Source organism: Pseudoduganella guangdongensis (assembly GCF_009857475.1).
Lineage (GTDB): Bacteria > Pseudomonadota > Gammaproteobacteria > Burkholderiales > Burkholderiaceae_D > Rugamonas > Rugamonas guangdongensis.
In genome coordinates this window covers 51,534-69,025 of record NZ_WWCJ01000019.1, presented here as the reverse complement: position 1 = coordinate 69,025, position 17,492 = coordinate 51,534, and the positions used below count along the sequence as shown (strand labels likewise).

Here is a 17,492-nt window from a genome sequence, read left to right as displayed (position 1 = left end):
CAGCGCAATGGCAATTCCGAAGAATATTCCAAGGTTGTTGTTCGTGTCGACGTGAAGGAAACGTCTCGCGGCAAGGATCGAAAGCAAGTAAATCGCAACCAGGTAGTCGGACAGCCGTATCTTGCGGCGAACGCTGGCACCACAGTTGGAACACTTCGCAGGCAGTTTTGAGTAGTAAAACAAACTTTCAAAAATCGATATGGTCTTCTTGTGACAACTCGGGCATCGATGCAATTTCAACCCTCCTGGTAGATGTGCGCACCCGCATAAGTCTAACCAAATTAGTTGACACAATACTCACGAATTCTTGCAGTTATCCGATGTCGGGGGAGTTATACTGCTCCAATGAAGACAGTACTTCCTGCCGCCGTACTTACCATCTCGCTGACCGCATGTGCCGGCATCGGCCATCAGAGTTTTTACGCCAATCCCTCCGCCGCCAGTCCCTTTGAAATGTGCAAGACCCTGGTCAGCGGCGCGCCCGACATGGATTTTGCCAACGCCTTGCGCATGGAGTTGGGCCGGCGCGGCGTGGCTGAGGCAGCTTGCCCGGACGTGATCAAGAAGCGCGAAACCATGGTGGCAGTCGGCGTGGCGGCGGGCGTGGTCGCATTGGCGGTCGCGGCCAACCGGCATAGCGATGTGGAAATCGGCGTCGGCACCACCTTTGGCGTCTACGGGGCCGAAACCTACCCTTCCGGCCCGGCGCCGGTTGCCGACCATGACTGGGCCTGGGACCAGTATCGTGGCTCCAACGGTAGCGCGATCTGGGCTTGCCGTGGCCTGCCGAGCGGCGCATTGTCTGATCCTTCTCGCTGCGAGGGCAAACCCTTGTCCGACACCACCTGGCCCGGCGATTCCCCTGCATTTCGATAGCCCTCTTCCGTGCGCCAGCCTGGTGCTGGGCTACTGTTGGCTCGCCGCCGGGAAACAGCTATGAGCCCTGCCAGCACGATTGAGGAAGCCTTTCGGTGAATGCGTGAGACCAGTGGAGAATGGGGGCGTTCTCCATACGGGGTGGTCAAATGCATACAAGAAATCTCATCCTCAGCGCGCTGGCAGCGCTCACGCTGACAACGCCGGCGCTGGCCGGCACTTTTGATGGCGGCATTCCTGCCAGTTGGACTTGCAGCGGCAGTTGCGGCACCTCCGGTGCGAACGGCGTGGTGCCGCTGGCGCCCGGCGGCGGCAGCGCGTACGGCTGGATTTCCACTTACGGCAGTTCCGCCGCAGCCTCGCTACCCGGCGTCGGCACCGGCGGAGAAGACGCCAATGGCAGCATTCTGCGTTCGCTCGCCTTTAACGCCGCCAGCGGCGCGCTGCTCGACTTCCGGTTCAATTACGTGACGACCGACGGTGCCGGTTATGCGGACTACGCGTGGGCGCGCCTGCTGAACCAGGACAATACGCCGGTCGCCATCCTGTATACAGCCCGCACCAACTCCGCCGGCAATGCCGTGCCGGGGTTCGACCTGCCAGCCCCGCAGGCAACGTTGACGCCCAACCCGGTCGCCATCGTGGAAGGCGAGACCACCTGGACGCCGCTCGGCCCCGACGGCGACGACTGCTACGATACCGGCTGCGGCAGGACCGGCTGGGTGCGCGCGCAGTACACCATTGCCAGCGAGGGCATGTACCGCCTGGAGTTTGGCGTGACCAACTGGTCCGACCAGGACTTTGATACCGGCATGGCGTTCGATGCCATCACCGTGGGCGGAGACCCTCTGCCGATTCCCGAACCGGGACAGTACGCCATGCTGCTGGCCGGCCTGGCCGCGCTAACAGTACTGAAACGCAGGGCGCACTGAGCGCTTCACGGCGCATAGCCAAATCGCCATTTCAGCCTAGCGGGCGGCGTCCCGGCGCTGGGCGCGGTAAATGCCTGACTGGCCGGAGAACATATAGGCAGCCGCGCAGGCCAGTGCCGCATAAGGGCCGATCTCCGGGCCAAACATTTCCATGGCCATGACCGTACAGGCCAGCGGCGTGTTGGCCGCCCCCGCGAAGACAGCCACGAAGCCCAGCGCCGCCAGCAAGGCGAAGGGCTGCTGCAGCAGCGGCGCCAGGGCGTTGCCCAGCGTGGCGCCGATATAGAACAGCGGTGTCACCTCGCCGCCTTTGAAGCCGGTTCCCAGCGAACCGACCGTGAATACGAATTTGCCAAGCCAGTCCCACCAGTCGAGCGGCACGCGGAAGGCTTCCACCATCGGGCCGATGCCGAGGCCGAGATAGCGGTGCACCTCCAGGCCGCCGCCCACCGCGCCGGCCAGGCCGACAAACACTGCAATCGCCACCCCGCCGATAAATGGCCGCAGCGGCGCGTAGGCAATGCGCGCTTTCATCCATGCGGCCAGGCCGTGGGTAGCGGTGGCGAAGGCGCGTCCGGTCAAGCCGAACACCACGCCGGCCGCGACGATGGCGCACAACGCCAGCCATAACGGGCCAGCCGGTGCGCCGAGCGGGGCGGATAGGAAATGGGTATGCCCCACGCCCCACCAGCGCGTCACCTGGTCGGCCAGCAAGGCCGCCAGCATGCAGGGATAGATCGCGGTGATGCGCATGCGGCCAACGAACAGGACTTCCAGCCCGAAGATCGCGCCCGCCAGCGGCGTGCCGAACACGGATGCGAATCCGGCGCTGATGCCGGCCATCAACACTAGGCTGCGATCCTCGCGCCGCAGGCGGAAGACGTGGGTGAGCTGGTCGGCCAGGGCGCCGCCCATCTGCACGGCTGTACCTTCGCGCCCGACGGAGGCGCCGAACAGGTGCGACACCACGGTGCTGCACAAGATCAGCGGCGCCAGGCGCAGCGGCACCACTTTCTTGGGATCGTGGATCTCGTCGATCAGCATGTTGTTGCCCGCTTCCACCTCGCGCCCAAGCTGCAGGTACAGCCAGCCGACGGCAAAGCCGGCCAACGGCAGCAGCCACACCATCCACCGGTAGGACTCGCGCCACGCCGTTGCCACATCCAGCGCTACCAGGAAAAAGGCCGAAGCGCTGCCCGCCAGCACTGCCACCAGGCTGGCGAGAAGGCTCCATTTTGCAAGGTAGCGCAGTTGATTAATGATGCTTGTGGCCTCCATCCTTATCGCGGATCACCTCGACCGGTTTGACGCCGTCCGGCGCGGGTTTGTTCGGCGCGTTGACCGCTGGCGGCAGCTCGCCGGTCCACTCGTAGGCCGTGGTGCCCTTGGGCGCCTTGTACCAGCCCGGATCGGTATAGTCGCCGCGCTTCTGCTCCGGGCGCACCTTCATCACGGTAAACATGCCGCCCATTTCCAGGTCGCCGTAAGGGCCGGTCCCGGTCATCATCGGCAGCGTGTTCTCCGGGATCTCCATTTCCATGCCCGCCATCGAGCCGCCCTTGTCGCCCATGACCATATAGCCCGGCACCAGCTTGTTGATCTTCTGCGCGATGCCGCTGTGGTCCACGCCGATCAGGTTCGGCACGTCGTGCCCCATGGCGTTCATGGTGTGGTGCGATTTATGGCAGTGGAAGGCCCAGTCGCCCGGGTTGTCGGCGATGAATTCAATGGCGCGCATCTGGCCCACCGCCACATCGGTGGTCACCTCCGGCCAGCGTGCGGTCGGCGGCACCCAGCCGCCGTCGGTGCCGGTCACTTCGAACTTGTGGCCGTGGATGTGCAGCGGGTGGTTGGTCATGGTCAGGTTGCCGGCGCGGATGCGCACACGGTCGCCCTGGCGCACGATCAAGGGATCGATGCCGGGGAAGGCGCGGCTGTTGAACGTCCAGATATTAAAGTCCGTCATCGTATTGACCTTGGGGACCATGCTGCCCGGCTCAATATCATATGAGCTAAGCAGGAAAACAAAGTCGCGGTCGACAGCGTGCTGGCGCGGGTCTTTCGGGTGGGTGACCCAGAAGCCCATCATGCCCATGGCCATCTGCACCATTTCGTCCGCGTGCGGATGGTACATGAAGGTGCCCGCGTGCCTGGCGACGAACTCGTAGACAAAGGTCTTGCCCGGCTGGATGGAGGGCTGGCTCAGGCCAGACACCCCGTCCATACCGCTCGGCAGGATCTGGCCGTGCCAGTGTACGCTGGTGTGCTCGGGCAGCTTGTTGGTGACGAAGATGCGCACGCGGTCGCCCTCCACCACTTCAATGGTCGGGCCCGGGCTCTGGCCGTTGTAGCCCCACATCTTGGCATACATGCCGGGCGCGATCTCGCGCACCACCGGCTCGGCCACCAGGTGGAACTCCTTGACGCCGTCCTTCATGCGCCACGGCAGGCTCCAGCCGTTCAGGGTGACGACCGGGTTGTACGGCCGGCCATTGGGCGGCATCAGTGGCGGCGCGGTGCTCGCACTGGATTGCAGCGGGGCTTCCGGCAGGCCGGCGGCGCCGGCGCGGCTCACCAGGCCGGCGCCAATCAGGGCTGCCGCGCCATTCGCCAGGAAGGAGCGGCGCTTGTTCACGGGATTCGTCATTGCTGTACTCCTTTACCACCGATCGCGGCATCCAGGTTGGCGTCCGCGATCCAGAATTCCTTCAGCGCGGTAATGTAGTTGTTGACGGCGGCGGTCTGTTCGCGCGCGTCGGCCAAAAGCTCGAACACGGACAGCAGCATGCCGTTGTAGCGCAGCAGGGTCTCCTCCGAGACCTTTTTGCGCAGGGGGATGACAACGTCGCGATAATGCTTGGCCAGCGCATAGGAGGCCAGGTAGTCCTCATGGCTCTCGCGTGCTTCGCTACGGGCGTTGTTGGCTGCGGCGGCGAGCAAGTTGAGCGACTGCATATAGGTCGCCTGGGCATGCGCGACGCGCGCACCACCCCAGTCGAACAGCGGAACTTCCAGCGAGATCTCATAGCCGCGCGAGCGGTGGTCGCCCTCGCGTTCGCGGATGCCGCTCAGTTCCAGCACATTGATGAAGCGCGTGGTGCGCGTCAGGCCCAGTGCATCGGCGGTGTGCTGGGCGGATTTGCGGGCCGCCTGCACATCCAGCCGATCGCGCATGGCCAGGGACTCGGCATCGGCCACGCTGCGCTGCGCGGCAGGCAGCTCGGGCAGGCGCGCCGGCAGGCGGAAAGCGAGGGCCTGCCCCTCCGCTGCGGCGCCCGGCGCGGCGGCGGCCGGCATGCCCAACAGGCGCGCCAGCTTCTCGCGGCTGGCAGTGGCCGCCTTGCGCGCGCGTGCCACGTCGGCCATGGCGTCGGCGTGGAAGGCCTGCTCGCGGGCCGCATCGTATTTGCTCCAGTTGCCGGCCGCATGCATGCGCTTGGCCAACTCGCCGCTCGCTTCGGCGGCATCGCTGATCTGCTGGGCGTACTCCACGCCCTGCTGCGCGGCCACCGCCTCGATCCACGCCAGGCGCGCCTGGTGCGCCATGGCGACCGCTTCGCCGGCCAGCTCCAGCTTGACCTGCTCGAAGCGCTGCGCCTCGATGCGGCTGGCCAGCGGAATGGTGAGCAGCTGGATGAAATTCATGCTGAGGGTGCGCTCAATGGCGACGTCGCCGCCGCCGTGGCTGCGCTTGAAGCTGAAGCCGGGATTGGCCATGCGGCCCGCCTGCACCAGTTCCGCCTCGGCGACGCCCAGGTCCCAATAGCGTGCCTGCAGGCTGCGATTATTCAGCAGCGCAACCTGCACCGCCGCGTCGGCAGTGAGCGGCTCGGCCAGCAGTTGGCGCAGTTGCGCTTCCAGCGCGCGCTGGTCCTCTTCGTTGCGCAGCATGCGCGTCTCGGCGCCGCTGCGGGTCTTGGTGGCTTGCGCCACTGCGCCGAAGCCGCCATCGTTCGAAAACGTGGCGCATCCGGACAGCAACACCGCCGTGGCGGCAACGGCCGCCAGCTTGAATGCTTGATTCATGATGTGATTTCCAATGCAAGGTCGTCCTGCGCGGGGATGCAGGATATGCCGGTCCGCAAGGGCCGGCGCTGATCAGGCAAAGGTTGCTCGGGGCGGTCGCTTGGGAAGCGCCAGGTCCACCGGCGATGGCGGCGCGGGGTCCGACAAGCGCAAACGCGTGCCCGGCTGCGGCGCCGTGGCCGCCTGCGGCGTGGCATACGCCAGCGCGGCGCCCAGACAGCAATCGCCCATGCTGGAGCATTTTGCACTGGTGCCGCAATCGTGATGGCTGTCCGCCTGCATGGCGGCATGATCGTGCGCGCTGGCCTGCGGCGCCGGCAATGCGACGCCGCATAGCTGCATGCCGGCAGCGGCCACGGCCTGGAAAGGCACGGCCACCAGCATCAGCCAAAGCACAATGACACGGATCATGGAATTCATGGGCTGCGATATTAACATGGCAGCCTTAGAAGCGGCTTATGACCCGCACATAAACGCCGCGTCCAAGCGACAGTCGCGGGCTGCTGACCTGGGTACCGGGCGTTTCCTCGTGGTCGCGGTCCAGCGCATTGCTGGCGCCGAATTGCAGGTCCAGGCCGGGCCGCAGGCGCCAATTCAGGTTCAGGTCGAGCGCCGTGTAGGCCGGAATTTCCGTGTGGCGCAGGCGGCCGACGCGGCGCACGGTCACATCCAGGTCGCGCCCCTCCGCCAGCGACCAGGATGAACGCAGGCGGGCCGTGTGGGTGGGGTCGAAGTTTTCGCGCGTCGAATTGGCGATGTCGAGCACGCCCGGCTTCATTTTGAATTTTTCATGCATGGCGGTGAAGCCCGCGCCCAGCCGCCAGTCCGGCGCCAGCTGCAGGTTGCCCCATGCCTCCACGCCGCGCGTTTTGCCTTCCATATCGTTGGTGATGGTAAACAGCGTCGGCAGGCGCACCGCCGTCACCGTGCGCAAACGGTCGTAGCGCGCACCGAAGAGCGTGACGGAGTAGCTGGCGCGACTCCCCAGTTGCTGCCGATAGCCCAGCTCCAGCACCCGCGCCACCTCCGATTCGAAGTGCGGCCCGGCGCGCAGGCTTAACGCGCCCTGCACTATATAGGTGTCGCGGTCGAGGCGGGTCGGTGCGCGCACGGTGCGCGACAGGGACGTCCACAACAGCGCATCGTCCGCCGGCTTCCACGCCAGGCGCAGGTTGGGCAGGAACTCGGTGCCGGTATAGGCGTTGCGCTCCAGCCGCAGGCCTGCGATCAGATTGAACTGGTCGGACAGGGTCACCGTATCCTGCGCAAACAGGCTGCCCCAGCGCAGCCGCGCACGGGGCGGCAGGAAGGCGATGCCGCTCACATTGGTGACGTTATCGCGCGCAAAACGGTAGCCGGCCCCAAGCGCCAATGCATGGCGGCCGAACTGCGGCAGGTTATACGTGCCCTGCACATCCAGCACGTTGAGGGTGTCATGGAAGGTGCCGGTGTGTTCGCGCTCGGTATGATCCAGATAGGCCAGCAGGCTCCAGCTGCCGCCGTCCTGCAACTGACGGGTCCAATGCGCCAGCAGGTTCGCGCCGCGCAGGTGCGCCTGCGGCGGCCGCGGGATCTCGCGGGTTGCGACCTGTCCCTTGTTGCTGCGGTAGATATCGCCCTGCAGCGTAAAGGCATCGCGCCCCCACTGCCAGTCGCGGCGCAAACCCGCCTGCGCAAAGTGCCAGCCATCGCCCAGCTTGCGCCCATTCAGGCGGGCGCCGGTGGGCATGGCGTAGTCCATGGCGTAAGCGCGCCAGGCGCCTCCGTCGGCCCCAGCCCCGTGGCTGAAGGCAAGGCCCGATTGCAGCCGGCCCCAGCTCGCATCCAGCGCGCTGCCCGCCATGGCCGCCGCCGGCTTGGTGATGATATTGATCACGCCATTCATGGCATTGGTGCCCCACAGCGTGCCGCCTGGGCCGCTGACCACCTCGATCCGCTCGATCGAGTCCATGGGCAGGTATTGCGCGTCCCAAAACACGCCCGAGAACAGGGGCGAATAGATCGAACGGCCGTCGATCATGACCAGCTGCTTATTGGTGCCATTGCCGGAAAAACCGCGCGCCGTGATCGCGTAGGTGCCGCCCGGCGCCGCCGCAACATGCAGGTTGGGCGCAAGGCGCAAGGCTTCGGGCAAGCTGCGCGCGCCGGCGCGGCGCAAGTCCTCGGCCGTGATGACGAAGATCGAAGCTGCCGCATCACCCAGCCGCTCCTCGCGCTTGGACACCGACACCACGCGCACATCGCTCAGCTCTTCCAGCGACATGTTGGCAAAGTTGTCCGGCACAGCCGCGTCCCCGGAGGCCAGGGCCGCGCCGCCGACTGCCAGTCCCAACAACGGTACACTGCATGCGATGCGCATGAACACTCCTTCCGCAGCACTGCCCGAAAATCTTAGCATGGCGACAGGATTGCCGCGCGCACCCGACGCTTACAGCATAAAACGCATAAGCCCCACCCGCCTTATCAGGATTCTTTATAATGGCAGCGCTTGGTCCAACCTACTAATTTGCTATGAAGCCTCAGATCCAGGGTTTTTACGACCCCAATACCTCGACCGTCAGCTATGTGGTGTATGAAGCAGACGGCAGCGATTGCGCAATTGTCGACTCGGTGCTCGATTACGACCCCAAGTCGGGCCGCACCGCCACGGTCGCCGCCGACAAGCTGATCGCCTTCGTACGCGAGCACCGCTTGAACGTCCGCTGGCTGCTGGAAACGCACGCCCACGCCGACCACCTGTCGGCCGCGCCCTACCTGCAGGAAAAGCTGGGCGGACGGATCGGCATTGGCGCCGGCATTTGCAAAGTGCAGCACGCATTTGCCGCCATTTTCAACCGCAAGGAAGAGAGGGAAGACGGATCGCAGTTCGGCCACCTGTTCCAGGCCGACGAAGTCTTCATGATCGGCAAGCTGGAAGCGCGCGCCCTGCACGTGCCGGGCCATACGCCGGCCGACATGGCCTACCAGGTGGGGGATGCGGTCTTCGTCGGCGACACCATGTTCATGCCCGACGTCGGCAGCGCGCGCTGCGACTTCCCCGGCGGCTGCGCCAGCGACTTGTATAAATCCGTACGCCGCCTGCTGGCCCTGCCGGCGGAAACCCGCCTGTTCATGTGCCACGACTACCCGCCGGCGGGGCGCGAGCCGCGCTGGGAAGTCACGGTTGGCGAACAACGCGCCGGCAACATCCACATCCGCGACGGCGTCACGGAAGAAGAGTTCGTCGCCATGCGCAGCCAGCGCGACGCCACGCTGCAAATGCCGGTACTGATCCTGCCCGCCATCCAGGTCAACCTCAGTGCCGGCCACCTGCCGGAAGCAGAAGAGAACGGCGTGCGCTACCTCAAAATCCCGCTCAACGCGCTGTAATCACGCCCGCCGCCGCGCCTGGCGGCGGGCTGCCGATTACTTCTGGTCGGGGGCGCGGCCGATCGGGTCGTCGGTGTTGGCGAGGAACCAGGTCAGGGCCGTCAGCACCGCGACGTGGCGCTTCATGTTCAGCGGGTCGACCTTATCGAAGGTGTCCGCCGGGGTGTGGTGGTAGTCGAAGTAGGCGCTGGTGTCGACATAAGGCATGAACGACGGCACGCCACCGGCTTCGAGCTGGTGCACGTCGGCGCCGGAAGCGGAGTCGCGGCGGTTAAGTACGCCCGCGCCGATCGGCAGCAGCGCTTTCTGCAGCGGGGCGAAATACTTCTCGGCTTCGCGGCGGATACCCGCCTGGACACCGAACGTGCGGCCCGCGCCGCCGTCGCTTTCAATGGCGGCGTACTGCTTTTCCAGCTTGTCCTTGTTGGCCTGGAAGTAGGCGTTGCCGCCACGCAGGCCATTTTCCTCATTCGCCCAGGCCACCATGCGGATGGTGCGGCGCGGTTGCAGGCCCAGTTGCTTGATCGTGTGCAGCACGCCCATCGAGGCGGTCACGCCGGTGGCGTCGTCATGCGCGCCGGTGCCCAGGTCCCAGGAATCGAGGTGGCCCGATACGATCACCACTTCCTCCGGTTTCTCGCTGCCCGGCAGGTCGGCGATGACATTGAAGCTGTCGGCATCCGGCAGGATTTGCGGGGTCAGCGTCAGCTTCAGCTTGACCGGGCCGCGCTTCAGCAGGCGGCCGATCAGCATGGCGTCTTCGGCCGTCACGGCGGCGGCGGGGATGCGCTGGCCATCCTTCATATTGGTGGCGCCGGTGTGCGGCAGGCGGTAGTCGGCGCCGCCGACCGAACGCACCAGGGCAGCGACGGCGCCCAGTTCGGCGGCGCGTGCCGGGCCGGTGCTGCGGTAGCGCGAGCCCTGGCCGTAGGCGTTGCCCGCCAGGCCGCGGTCGGCCATGCCCTGGTCGAACACGACGTCGAACAGCACAATGGCGCCTTTCACTTCAGCGGCACGGGCCTGCAGCTCGTCGAAATCCCGCACCCGGACGATGGGCGCGACCAGACCGCTGGCCGGGGTGGCGCCGGAACCGCCGAGCGCGGTCAGCACCACGCGCTGGGTGATATTGGCGGGCCGGCCTTTGTAATCGACCAGCTCGCCCTTCTCCTCTCCGCGCACCCAATGCGGCACCTTGACCGGCTGCAGGGTGACCTTGGCGCCCAGGGCGCGCATGGCGGCGGCCACTTGCTCAACCGCTGCGGCGTCGCCGGCGGAACCCGACAGGCGCGGACCAACCAGGTCGGTCATATCTTCCAGGCGCTGGTACGACCAGTCGCTTTGCATGGCGGCGTCGCGCAACTTGCCCAGGGTGGCGGGATCGTTCGGGCTGGCAGCGCTGGCGATGCCGGAGAAACCTGCGGCCAGCAGGCAGGTAAACAAGGCGGAGAAGGCGGGCTTGCGGAGGTTCATGCGTTTCCTGTGTGAAGGTAAAGTTTCGCTCGGAACTTGAAACAATAGCCTATTTATAAATGTTCTGCAGGAAGGGCAACTTAAGGATACAAATCTCTCGCGAATGCAGAGTTTGTAAGAATGTGTATATGCAATGGCGCAAGCAATTGTGCGTGGCTAATCTACGCTACAAGAACTGACCACCAAGGGGACCTACCATGTTCAACAAACGATTTGCCGGGCTGATGCTGATGGGTGCAGCCCTGACCGCTTCCTCCGCCGCCTTTGCCGCTGGCGACCGCGACTTCAACACCGCCGCCGGTGCTGTGCTGGGCGCGGCAATTGGCAGCCAGAATGGCAGCAGCGGCGCCGTAGTGGGCGGCCTGGTAGGCGCGGCAGTCGGCAATGCGCTGAGTTCGGACGGCCGCCACCACCGTCGCGGCTACGTGCAGACCCATGTCTACGCCCAGCCTGCCCCGGTCTACTACGAACCGGCCCCGGTGTATTACACCCCGCCAGCGCGCGTCTACTACCAGCCGGCGCAGCGCGTGTACTACCAGCCGGCCCCGGTCTACGTGGAATCGCGCCCGACCTACTACTACGGTGAGCGCCACCACCACCGCGGTCGCGGCCATGGCCACCGCCACCACCGCCACGACTAAGAAAAAATGGGGACGTACCCCATTTTTTCTAGCTGAAGTCGGCGTGGATACGGGCCATGGGCAGCGCCGATTCGAGCGCCATCCGCATCGCCATTTCGGCGTCGATCCTGCCCTGCACTTTTTCAATCGCCTGCTGCAAAGCGAGTGAACACATGATGGGCCAGTGCGCCGGATTGCTGCAGTAGCGCGCAATCACGGGTTTGAGCATGGGCCAGAACAGGCGCAGGTAGTCCGCCGGCAGCTGTCGCGCGGCGTGCTGGCCGGGGACGCGCGGAATCCCGAATTCCGGCGTGCCGACTGTTTTTCCTACATGGGCCCAAATTTCCGCTGGTTCGGGGAATTGCAGGCAGCCGTTGTGGCGTGCGGCGCCGGCCACCAGCCCCCATACCGAATATTCCATCCCAAACAGTAGCAGTCCCAGGTCTTCGGCCAGGTAGTCGCGCTGCGGCATGCCGTGGGCGAAGGCGTTGGTGCGGGCACTGACCTGGCAGGCGAAACCGGCCAGCGCGCCGAGTGCGCACAACAAGGATTCGGGGCGGGTATCGCCACGCGAATGCAATTGTTCGCTGACGATGCGTATCAGCTCGCGGCTGCCGGCCTTAGCGTTCTGCAGGGGGTCGAGCCGGGTGCGTTCAATGGCTTGCCGGTGCAGGCTTTCTCGCGCTGCGCGGTGTGGATCACGGAAAGCCAGTAGTTTTTTTAGCAATGCCATTCCTGCAACTCCATGTAGTAGTCGAGGCCATATTACCTAAAGGCAACGTCTTGGCAAAGTTTTAGTTTCCAAGTCCCCCCGCAAGTGTGGCGTGGAGGACACCATGGCGCAAACTGACGACATCATTACACTGGAATTGGGGCGGTACCGCCTGCTGGAGCCGATCGCCGGGTCGGCTTATGGGCTGGTGTGGCGCGCCAGCGGGCCGTCGGGTTCGGGCGATGTGGCGCTGAAACTGGTGAACGCGGCGCAGATGGAGCGCGCCGCCCCCGCTTTGCGTGCGCGCTGGGTGCAGAGCGCGCAGGCGGAAATCGCTTTCCTCCAGTCGCTGGAGCCCTGGGATGAGTGCCATATCGTGCGTTTGCTGGATAGCGGCTGGCACCAGGGCTTGCCGGTGCAGGCGCTGGAGCTGCTGGGGCAGGACCTGGCGCGCCATAGCGCGGCCTGCGGCGCGCCGCCGCTGCCGCGCGCCCTGGCCTGGATGCGGCAACTTAACCAGGCCTTGGCCAAGGTACACCAGTATGGCTGGCGCTACCTCGACCTGAAACCGGCCAATGTGCTGGTCGATCCGTGGCTGGACCGGGTGAAGCTGGCGGACTTCGGCACCAGCCGCCGGCTTGCTTCGCTGGAGCCGCATAGCTATTGCGGGACCGCGCAGTGGCAGGCGCCGGAACAGTTCTTCCCGGCTGCGGGCGGGGGCTACGCCACGGGAACGCACAGCGACTATTTTGCCCTGGGGGCTTTGCTGTTCTATGTGGTGACGGGCGGGCAGTCGCCTGCTTACTGTGCCGAGTGCGGGGATGCGTACCGGGGGCGGCTGGCGGACGGCGCTGCCGATCTGCTGGCGCGCCATGGCGGTTTGCCCGCCACCTTGCAGCCGCTGGATGAGGACAGGTTTGCGGCGGCTTTGCCCGTTGCTGCGCTCGATCCGGCACTGGCTTTGCTAAGGGCGTTGCTGGCGCCGGCTCCGGCGGACCGTCCGCGCAATGCATTGCATATCAGTCGCCTGCTGGATGCCATTCCGTATTCGGAGGGGCCATGCCTGCGCGCCGCGTGATCTTGCGCCAGACCGGCGCGGAACGCGTGGCCGGCGCCGCGCAGGCGGCCGGGATGGCGCGTGCTGCGCGCTTCTTCTGGCGCGGCATGTGGCTGGTGCTGGGGCTTCTCGCGCTGCTGCAGTTGGGTGCTATGGCCCGCGCCCCGTCGATGTGGGTTCCGGAGCTGGTGACGCTGCGCCTGGCCGCCGGTGACTCGGTGTCGCTTGAACCCTTGGCGCCGGCGGCCATCCAGCGTTCTGCAAGTGGCCGATGGCTGCTGGCTGCCGATCCTGCGCGCGCGCCGGCGCCGGTATTGCTACGCCCGGGACGGGCGGCCGAGAGCCTTTCCAGCATGCCGCTTGCGGCCGATCACCTGGCCCTGCCCGGCGGGAACCGTGTCGCGCGCCTGCCTGCGCCGGAGGGCAGCGTTGCTTTCAGCTTTGCAGGCAGCGCATGGCTTTATGACGGCGCGCTTTTGCTGCGCAACGGTGCGCCGCAAGCGGCGTGCCCGGACGCGCGCTGGTCGGCGCGCCTCGCGGCTTGGTGGAACCAGCACATGCCCGCGCCGCTGGCTGTGGCGCGCGCTTTGAGCCTCGGCGGCAGCCTGCATTGCGGAAACCGGATCGGCATCGCCGATGCGCTGCCCGATGCTGCGGCGATCACGCGCGCAAGCGACGGCAGCTTGCGCATCACAGACCTTGAACACGCGCCCCGCGCGCTGGATGGCGTCCAGGCGATCGCGTTTGGCGCCATGCGCCTGCAGCTTGGTGCCGGCGCCCAAGGCGACACACTTGTCATGCATCCGCAGCGCCGCACGCCGCAATTCTCCGCGCCCGGCGTGGAGCTGCCGGCGCAAGTGGCATGGCGATGGCAAGTGCGCGCCCTCTGGCCTGGCCGCCCCGGCGGGGCGCTGCAGGCGGCGTTCCTGCTCGTACTGGCAGTGGCGGCAGCGGCAGGCGCTGGCGCGGCTTATATGCGCACCAGGCAGCCGCAGGCGCCGCGCGCGCGCGCCTTCGCCTGGGCTGCCCATGCCGTATGCGCCGCGGCGCTGCTGGCCGGCGGACTGCTGGCAATCGCGCTGCAACGCTTGGGGCAACCGGTGGCGGCGGCGCCTTCCCTGCTGCTTGCGGCGCTGGCGCTTGCCAGCTGGCTGGCTGCGCCGGGTGCTCGCACCAGCGCGAACGGCTGCGCCATGCTGCTTCTCGCCGTCGGCTTGCTGCTGCAGCTTGAACTGGGGCTGGGCGGCGGCGATTTGCGCTATTTCCAGAAGACCACCGCGCTGCTGGCGACAGGCCTGGGGACGTTGGCCTTGTGGCGCCTGGCGCCCGCGCCGTGGCGCGCGGCGGCTGGCACACCGCGCGGCGTGGAGCTTGCCTTGCTCGCGCTGGCCGCGCTGGCCCTGGCCGCACTGGCGGCGCAAGTGCTATGGGGCGACGAGACCGGCGTCTTCGACCTGCAGCCGGTGGAGCTGGCCAAGCTGGCCCTCAGCGCGATGACGGCCCACTGCCTGGCACTGCGCTTTGCCTGGCACAACGGCCCGCAATACAGCACCGTCCTGGCGCGCTGGCTGGCCCTGGCGGCGCCGGTCCTGCTTTTCCTGGCGCTTCTGGCGTTGGCACTGGTGCAGGTGGACGATTATTCGCCCCTCATCCTGCTCCTGCTTTGGGCGGCCGGCATCGTGCTGGCCTATACCTGCGCCAGCGGCCAGCGGTTCGCGGCGGCCCTGATGGTGGCCGCTGCGGGCGCGGCGGCCTGCGCCGTCGGCGCGTTGCAGAACGGCGGCGCGGCTGCCCTGCCCTCCAGCTTCTACGCCGACCGCTTCCAGGTCTGGCTGGCGCCCGGGGAACATCCGCACACCGGCCAGCAGGTGCTGCGCGCGGCCGGCGCCATTGCCCAGGGCGGGCTGGCGGGCGCCGACAGCAGTTTCGGCCTGCGCTCGGCGGGATTGCCGGCCGGCGCGGCGAGCGGCATCCCTGCCGTGCAGGATGATTTCGCGCCGGCCTTCTTCCTCAACCGCCACGGCTTGCTTGCCGGGCTGGCGCTCTGGCTGCTGCAGGCCGCCTTCCTCGCTGCGCTGCTATGGCAAGCCCTGCGCGCGCATCAACAGGCATGCGCCGCGCGCGCCTACCAGCAGGCCTGGGCTGCCCGCTTCCGCTGCTTTGCGCTATGCGGCGGCGCGGCGTTCGTGGCCGGGCATCTGCTGCTGTCCTGGTCCACCAACCTGGCCATTCTGCCGGTGATGGGGCAGCCCATGTCCTTCCTCTCGGCCGGCGGCAGCCATTTGCTGTTTTTCCTGCTCCCCCTGCTAGGGCTTAGTGCCGCATCCAACGAGGAGTAACACCATGCCCACCTATGTGCAACACGAAGTCCTGGACCGCATTCCGGACGTATTCAATGCCGAGGCGATCTGGCAGGCGCCCGGCTTTGCGCTGTTTTCGCGCCGGCCCTTGCTGCGCGACTTGCTGGAGCGTTCCCCGCGCGAGCTGCGCGGGCGGTCGGCGGTCCGCTGTTTTTCCCACATCCAGCTGCGCCTTCCGCAGGACGATGTGGACGACGACTACCACCTGACCCGGGGCAACCGGGCGCGCGAGCTGGCCGAGACACTGGCAACGCTGCACCAGAAGGACTTTGGCGACCTGCTGGGCAGCGAGGATGTCCGCTACGACGTGGCGGGCGACGAGCAACTGGCGCCCGGCGAAATTGCGGTGCGTTTCGGGCATGCCGTGTATCTGCCGTCCAGCGGCGAGAAGGCGCTGTTCAATATCGCCACATCGCGCGATGGGGCGGTGTGGAAGCCCGCTTGCGCCGTGTACGCGGGCCAGCGCCTGGCCTTGCTCGGCGGGGCGGGCGGCCTGCCGGCGCCGGGCTGGCCGTTTGGCGAGCAGGGCGGCGTCTTGCTGGTGAATGACGGGCCGGATGCGGATCTGATCGTGCAGGTACGCCCCAAGGATGTGCTGGATTGCGTCTTCGATGCGAGCCTGGGCGCTTACGCCTTGTGCGCCAAGGGCGGCCACGGTCCACGCCTGCTGCTGAAAGTGACGCGCGCGGCGGGCGCTCCTGCCTCGGCCAAGCCGGCGGCCGCCGCTGCCCCTGCAGTCTGGCAGCCGCGCGCCGCCCAGCCGGGCGATGAAACGGCGCTGCCCCAGGCCCGGCCCGCGCCGACGCGCGCCGCCGCTGCCGGAACGCGGGCGGGCGAAAGCGACGCCACGTTTGCGCCGGGCGCACTGCAGCGGCTTACCCTGGTGGCGCTGGCGGTGCCGCGATTGAGCTTGTATCGCAGCACCGGGGCGCTTGCCTTGCACATTCCTTTCGCGCCAGGCCTCGCCATTGGCCGCAATGCCGACGCCGAGCGCGCACTGACCGTCGTCGCCGCTGGCGATGACAGCCTGCATGCCGTGTCAGCCAGCGGACGCCAGGCGATTACCCTGCCGGCCACGCTGGCGGCGGCGCCGGCGGGGCGCGCCATCCAGCTGCAAGCGGCGCCGGAAAAAATGCGCGACCGCTACCTGGCGCTGCTGGCCCTGCCCCATCCGATCGCCATGCCTTTGCTGCCGGGCGGCGCGCTGGAATTCGGGCGCAGCATGCCGGCCCTGTCGGCGCTGCGGGTGCTGGACCAGCCGTGGATGCTGGAGGCGGCCACGCCGTCGAGTCCCGACCGCCTGGGGTTGTCGCGCAAGGCTTTCAGTTGCGAAGCGAGCGCGCAGGGCTTGTCCATTCGCCGGCTGTCGGAGTCGCAGGCCTTGTACCGGCTCGATGCCGGCATGCAGCTGATCGGCCAGGTGGGCGACGAGGCATGCGTGCTGGAGTCGGGTCAGCACCTGGTGGCCGGCAGCTACGTGCTGCGTTACGAGGGCTGACAGCATGCATGCCTTTTTGCCGTTTGCCGCCTACCTGGGCGGGTTGGCCGCTACCCTGGTGCTGGCCTGCTACCTGACGCCCGCCAAATGGTGGCACCGGCCTACGCTGCGCAATATGAGCCTGGTCGCCGCCGGCACCTGGACTATCGGCGCGCTGGTGCTGCACGCCTTCGGCGGCCCGGCCCGCGCGGCAGCGGCGCCCGCCGCGCCGGCGACTGCCGTCGCGGCGGAGGCAGCGGCCCCTGCGCCAGCTGACCTGGCGCCGTTCCGGGTCCACCGCGACCTCAACCTGCGGGTGGCGGCCGGCACCGGCGCCGCGCGCCTGGCGACCATCCCGGCCGGCACCATGGTCACACCGACCGGCATCCGCAGCGGCGACTGGTGGCAGGTGCGCGCCGAAACCGATGGCACAACGCAAACAGGTTGGGCCAGCAGCTTGTGGTTAAGACGACAAGCCGAGTAGGAAAAAACCATGTCATTCCGATATTAAAACGTTGCGCTTTGGGCGCAGCTTGAACACAGGGGTAAAAACCACCCTTATCAGGGGAATGGCCGGTTGCCAAGCACAGGGG

General features: G+C 66.9%; 15 protein-coding genes. 8 read left to right on the top strand and 7 right to left on the bottom strand.

All coding sequences use genetic code 11. The features are described from left to right. Positions 1–345: 345 nt before the first annotated feature. Together GTP41_RS21530 and GTP41_RS21525 are read left to right on the top strand one after the other, a co-directional pair. Positions 346–876 carry a hypothetical protein gene (locus GTP41_RS21530; RefSeq protein WP_161027639.1) on the top strand — a complete coding sequence of 177 codons (531 nt, stop codon included), beginning with the start codon at positions 346–348 and terminating at the stop codon, positions 874–876. A 149-nt stretch (positions 877–1,025) separates the two neighbouring features. After that, positions 1,026–1,808, top strand: coding sequence for an NF038132 family protein (locus GTP41_RS21525; RefSeq protein ID WP_161027638.1), 783 nt, complete (start codon positions 1,026–1,028; stop codon positions 1,806–1,808). A gap of 36 nt (positions 1,809–1,844) precedes the next feature. Here GTP41_RS21525 and GTP41_RS21520 read toward each other — a convergent pair whose 3' ends face one another. The 5 genes from GTP41_RS21520 to GTP41_RS21500 all read right to left on the bottom strand — a co-directional run bounded on the left by GTP41_RS21520 (position 1,845) and on the right by GTP41_RS21500 (position 8,193). Continuing rightward, positions 1,845–3,086: a voltage-gated chloride channel family protein gene (locus GTP41_RS21520; protein ID WP_161027637.1), complete on the bottom strand. Its 1,242-nt coding sequence runs from the start codon at positions 3,084–3,086 to the stop codon at positions 1,845–1,847. Next, positions 3,064–4,443: a multicopper oxidase family protein gene (locus GTP41_RS21515; protein WP_371867380.1), complete on the bottom strand. Its 1,380-nt coding sequence runs from the start codon at positions 4,441–4,443 to the stop codon at positions 3,064–3,066. The genes GTP41_RS21520 and GTP41_RS21515 overlap by 23 nt, the downstream gene beginning before the upstream one ends. An 8-nt stretch (positions 4,444–4,451) precedes the next feature. Continuing rightward, positions 4,452–5,834, bottom strand: a complete 1,383-nt coding sequence (locus tag GTP41_RS21510; protein WP_161027635.1) for a TolC family protein — start codon at positions 5,832–5,834, stop codon at positions 4,452–4,454. A 72-nt stretch (positions 5,835–5,906) separates the two neighbouring features. After that, positions 5,907–6,245, bottom strand: coding sequence for a hypothetical protein (locus tag GTP41_RS21505; RefSeq protein WP_161027634.1), 339 nt, complete (start codon positions 6,243–6,245; stop codon positions 5,907–5,909). 34 nt (positions 6,246–6,279) lie between these two features. Continuing rightward, positions 6,280–8,193, bottom strand: coding sequence for a TOL_0244 family TonB-dependent receptor (locus GTP41_RS21500; RefSeq protein WP_161027633.1), 1,914 nt, complete (start codon positions 8,191–8,193; stop codon positions 6,280–6,282). A gap of 152 nt (positions 8,194–8,345) precedes the next feature. On the opposite strand from GTP41_RS21500, the gene GTP41_RS21495 reads away from it, so the two are divergent. Next, on the top strand, positions 8,346–9,203 hold the full coding sequence (locus GTP41_RS21495; RefSeq protein WP_161027632.1) for an MBL fold metallo-hydrolase: 858 nt from the start codon (positions 8,346–8,348) through the stop codon (positions 9,201–9,203). A 36-nt stretch (positions 9,204–9,239) separates the two neighbouring features. On the opposite strand, the gene GTP41_RS21490 is transcribed toward GTP41_RS21495, so the two are convergent. Continuing rightward, complete coding sequence (locus GTP41_RS21490; RefSeq protein WP_161027631.1) at positions 9,240–10,673, bottom strand: M20/M25/M40 family metallo-hydrolase; 1,434 nt, start codon at positions 10,671–10,673, stop codon at positions 9,240–9,242. A 197-nt stretch (positions 10,674–10,870) separates the two neighbouring features. Here GTP41_RS21490 and GTP41_RS21485 point away from each other — a divergent pair, with 197 nt between their 5' ends. After that, complete coding sequence (locus GTP41_RS21485) at positions 10,871–11,314, top strand: glycine zipper domain-containing protein (protein ID WP_161027630.1); 444 nt, start codon at positions 10,871–10,873, stop codon at positions 11,312–11,314. A 28-nt stretch (positions 11,315–11,342) separates the two neighbouring features. On the opposite strand, the gene GTP41_RS21480 is transcribed toward GTP41_RS21485, so the two are convergent. Further along, entirely contained in the window at positions 11,343–12,026 is a 684-nt protein-coding gene (locus tag GTP41_RS21480) for a hypothetical protein (RefSeq protein WP_161027629.1), read from the bottom strand. 103 nt (positions 12,027–12,129) lie between these two features. On the opposite strand from GTP41_RS21480, the gene GTP41_RS21475 reads away from it, so the two are divergent. The 4 genes from GTP41_RS21475 to GTP41_RS21460 are packed head-to-tail and all read left to right on the top strand — an operon-like array spanning position 12,130 to position 17,383. Continuing rightward, a complete protein-coding gene (locus GTP41_RS21475; RefSeq protein WP_161027628.1) occupies positions 12,130–13,083 on the top strand; it encodes a protein kinase domain-containing protein in 954 nt (317 codons plus the stop codon). Further along, positions 13,065–15,401 (top strand): FtsW/RodA/SpoVE family cell cycle protein, encoded by a 2,337-nt coding sequence (locus GTP41_RS21470; RefSeq protein WP_229502999.1) that lies wholly within the window; start codon positions 13,065–13,067, stop codon positions 15,399–15,401. Before GTP41_RS21475 ends, GTP41_RS21470 begins: the two co-directional genes overlap by 19 nt. 4 nt (positions 15,402–15,405) lie before the next feature. Then, positions 15,406–16,920 (top strand): hypothetical protein, encoded by a 1,515-nt coding sequence (locus GTP41_RS21465; protein WP_161027627.1) that lies wholly within the window; start codon positions 15,406–15,408, stop codon positions 16,918–16,920. Positions 16,921–16,924: 4 nt separating this feature from the next. Continuing rightward, positions 16,925–17,383 (top strand): SH3 domain-containing protein, encoded by a 459-nt coding sequence (locus tag GTP41_RS21460; protein ID WP_161027626.1) that lies wholly within the window; start codon positions 16,925–16,927, stop codon positions 17,381–17,383. The last annotated feature ends 109 nt before the right edge of the window (positions 17,384–17,492 follow it).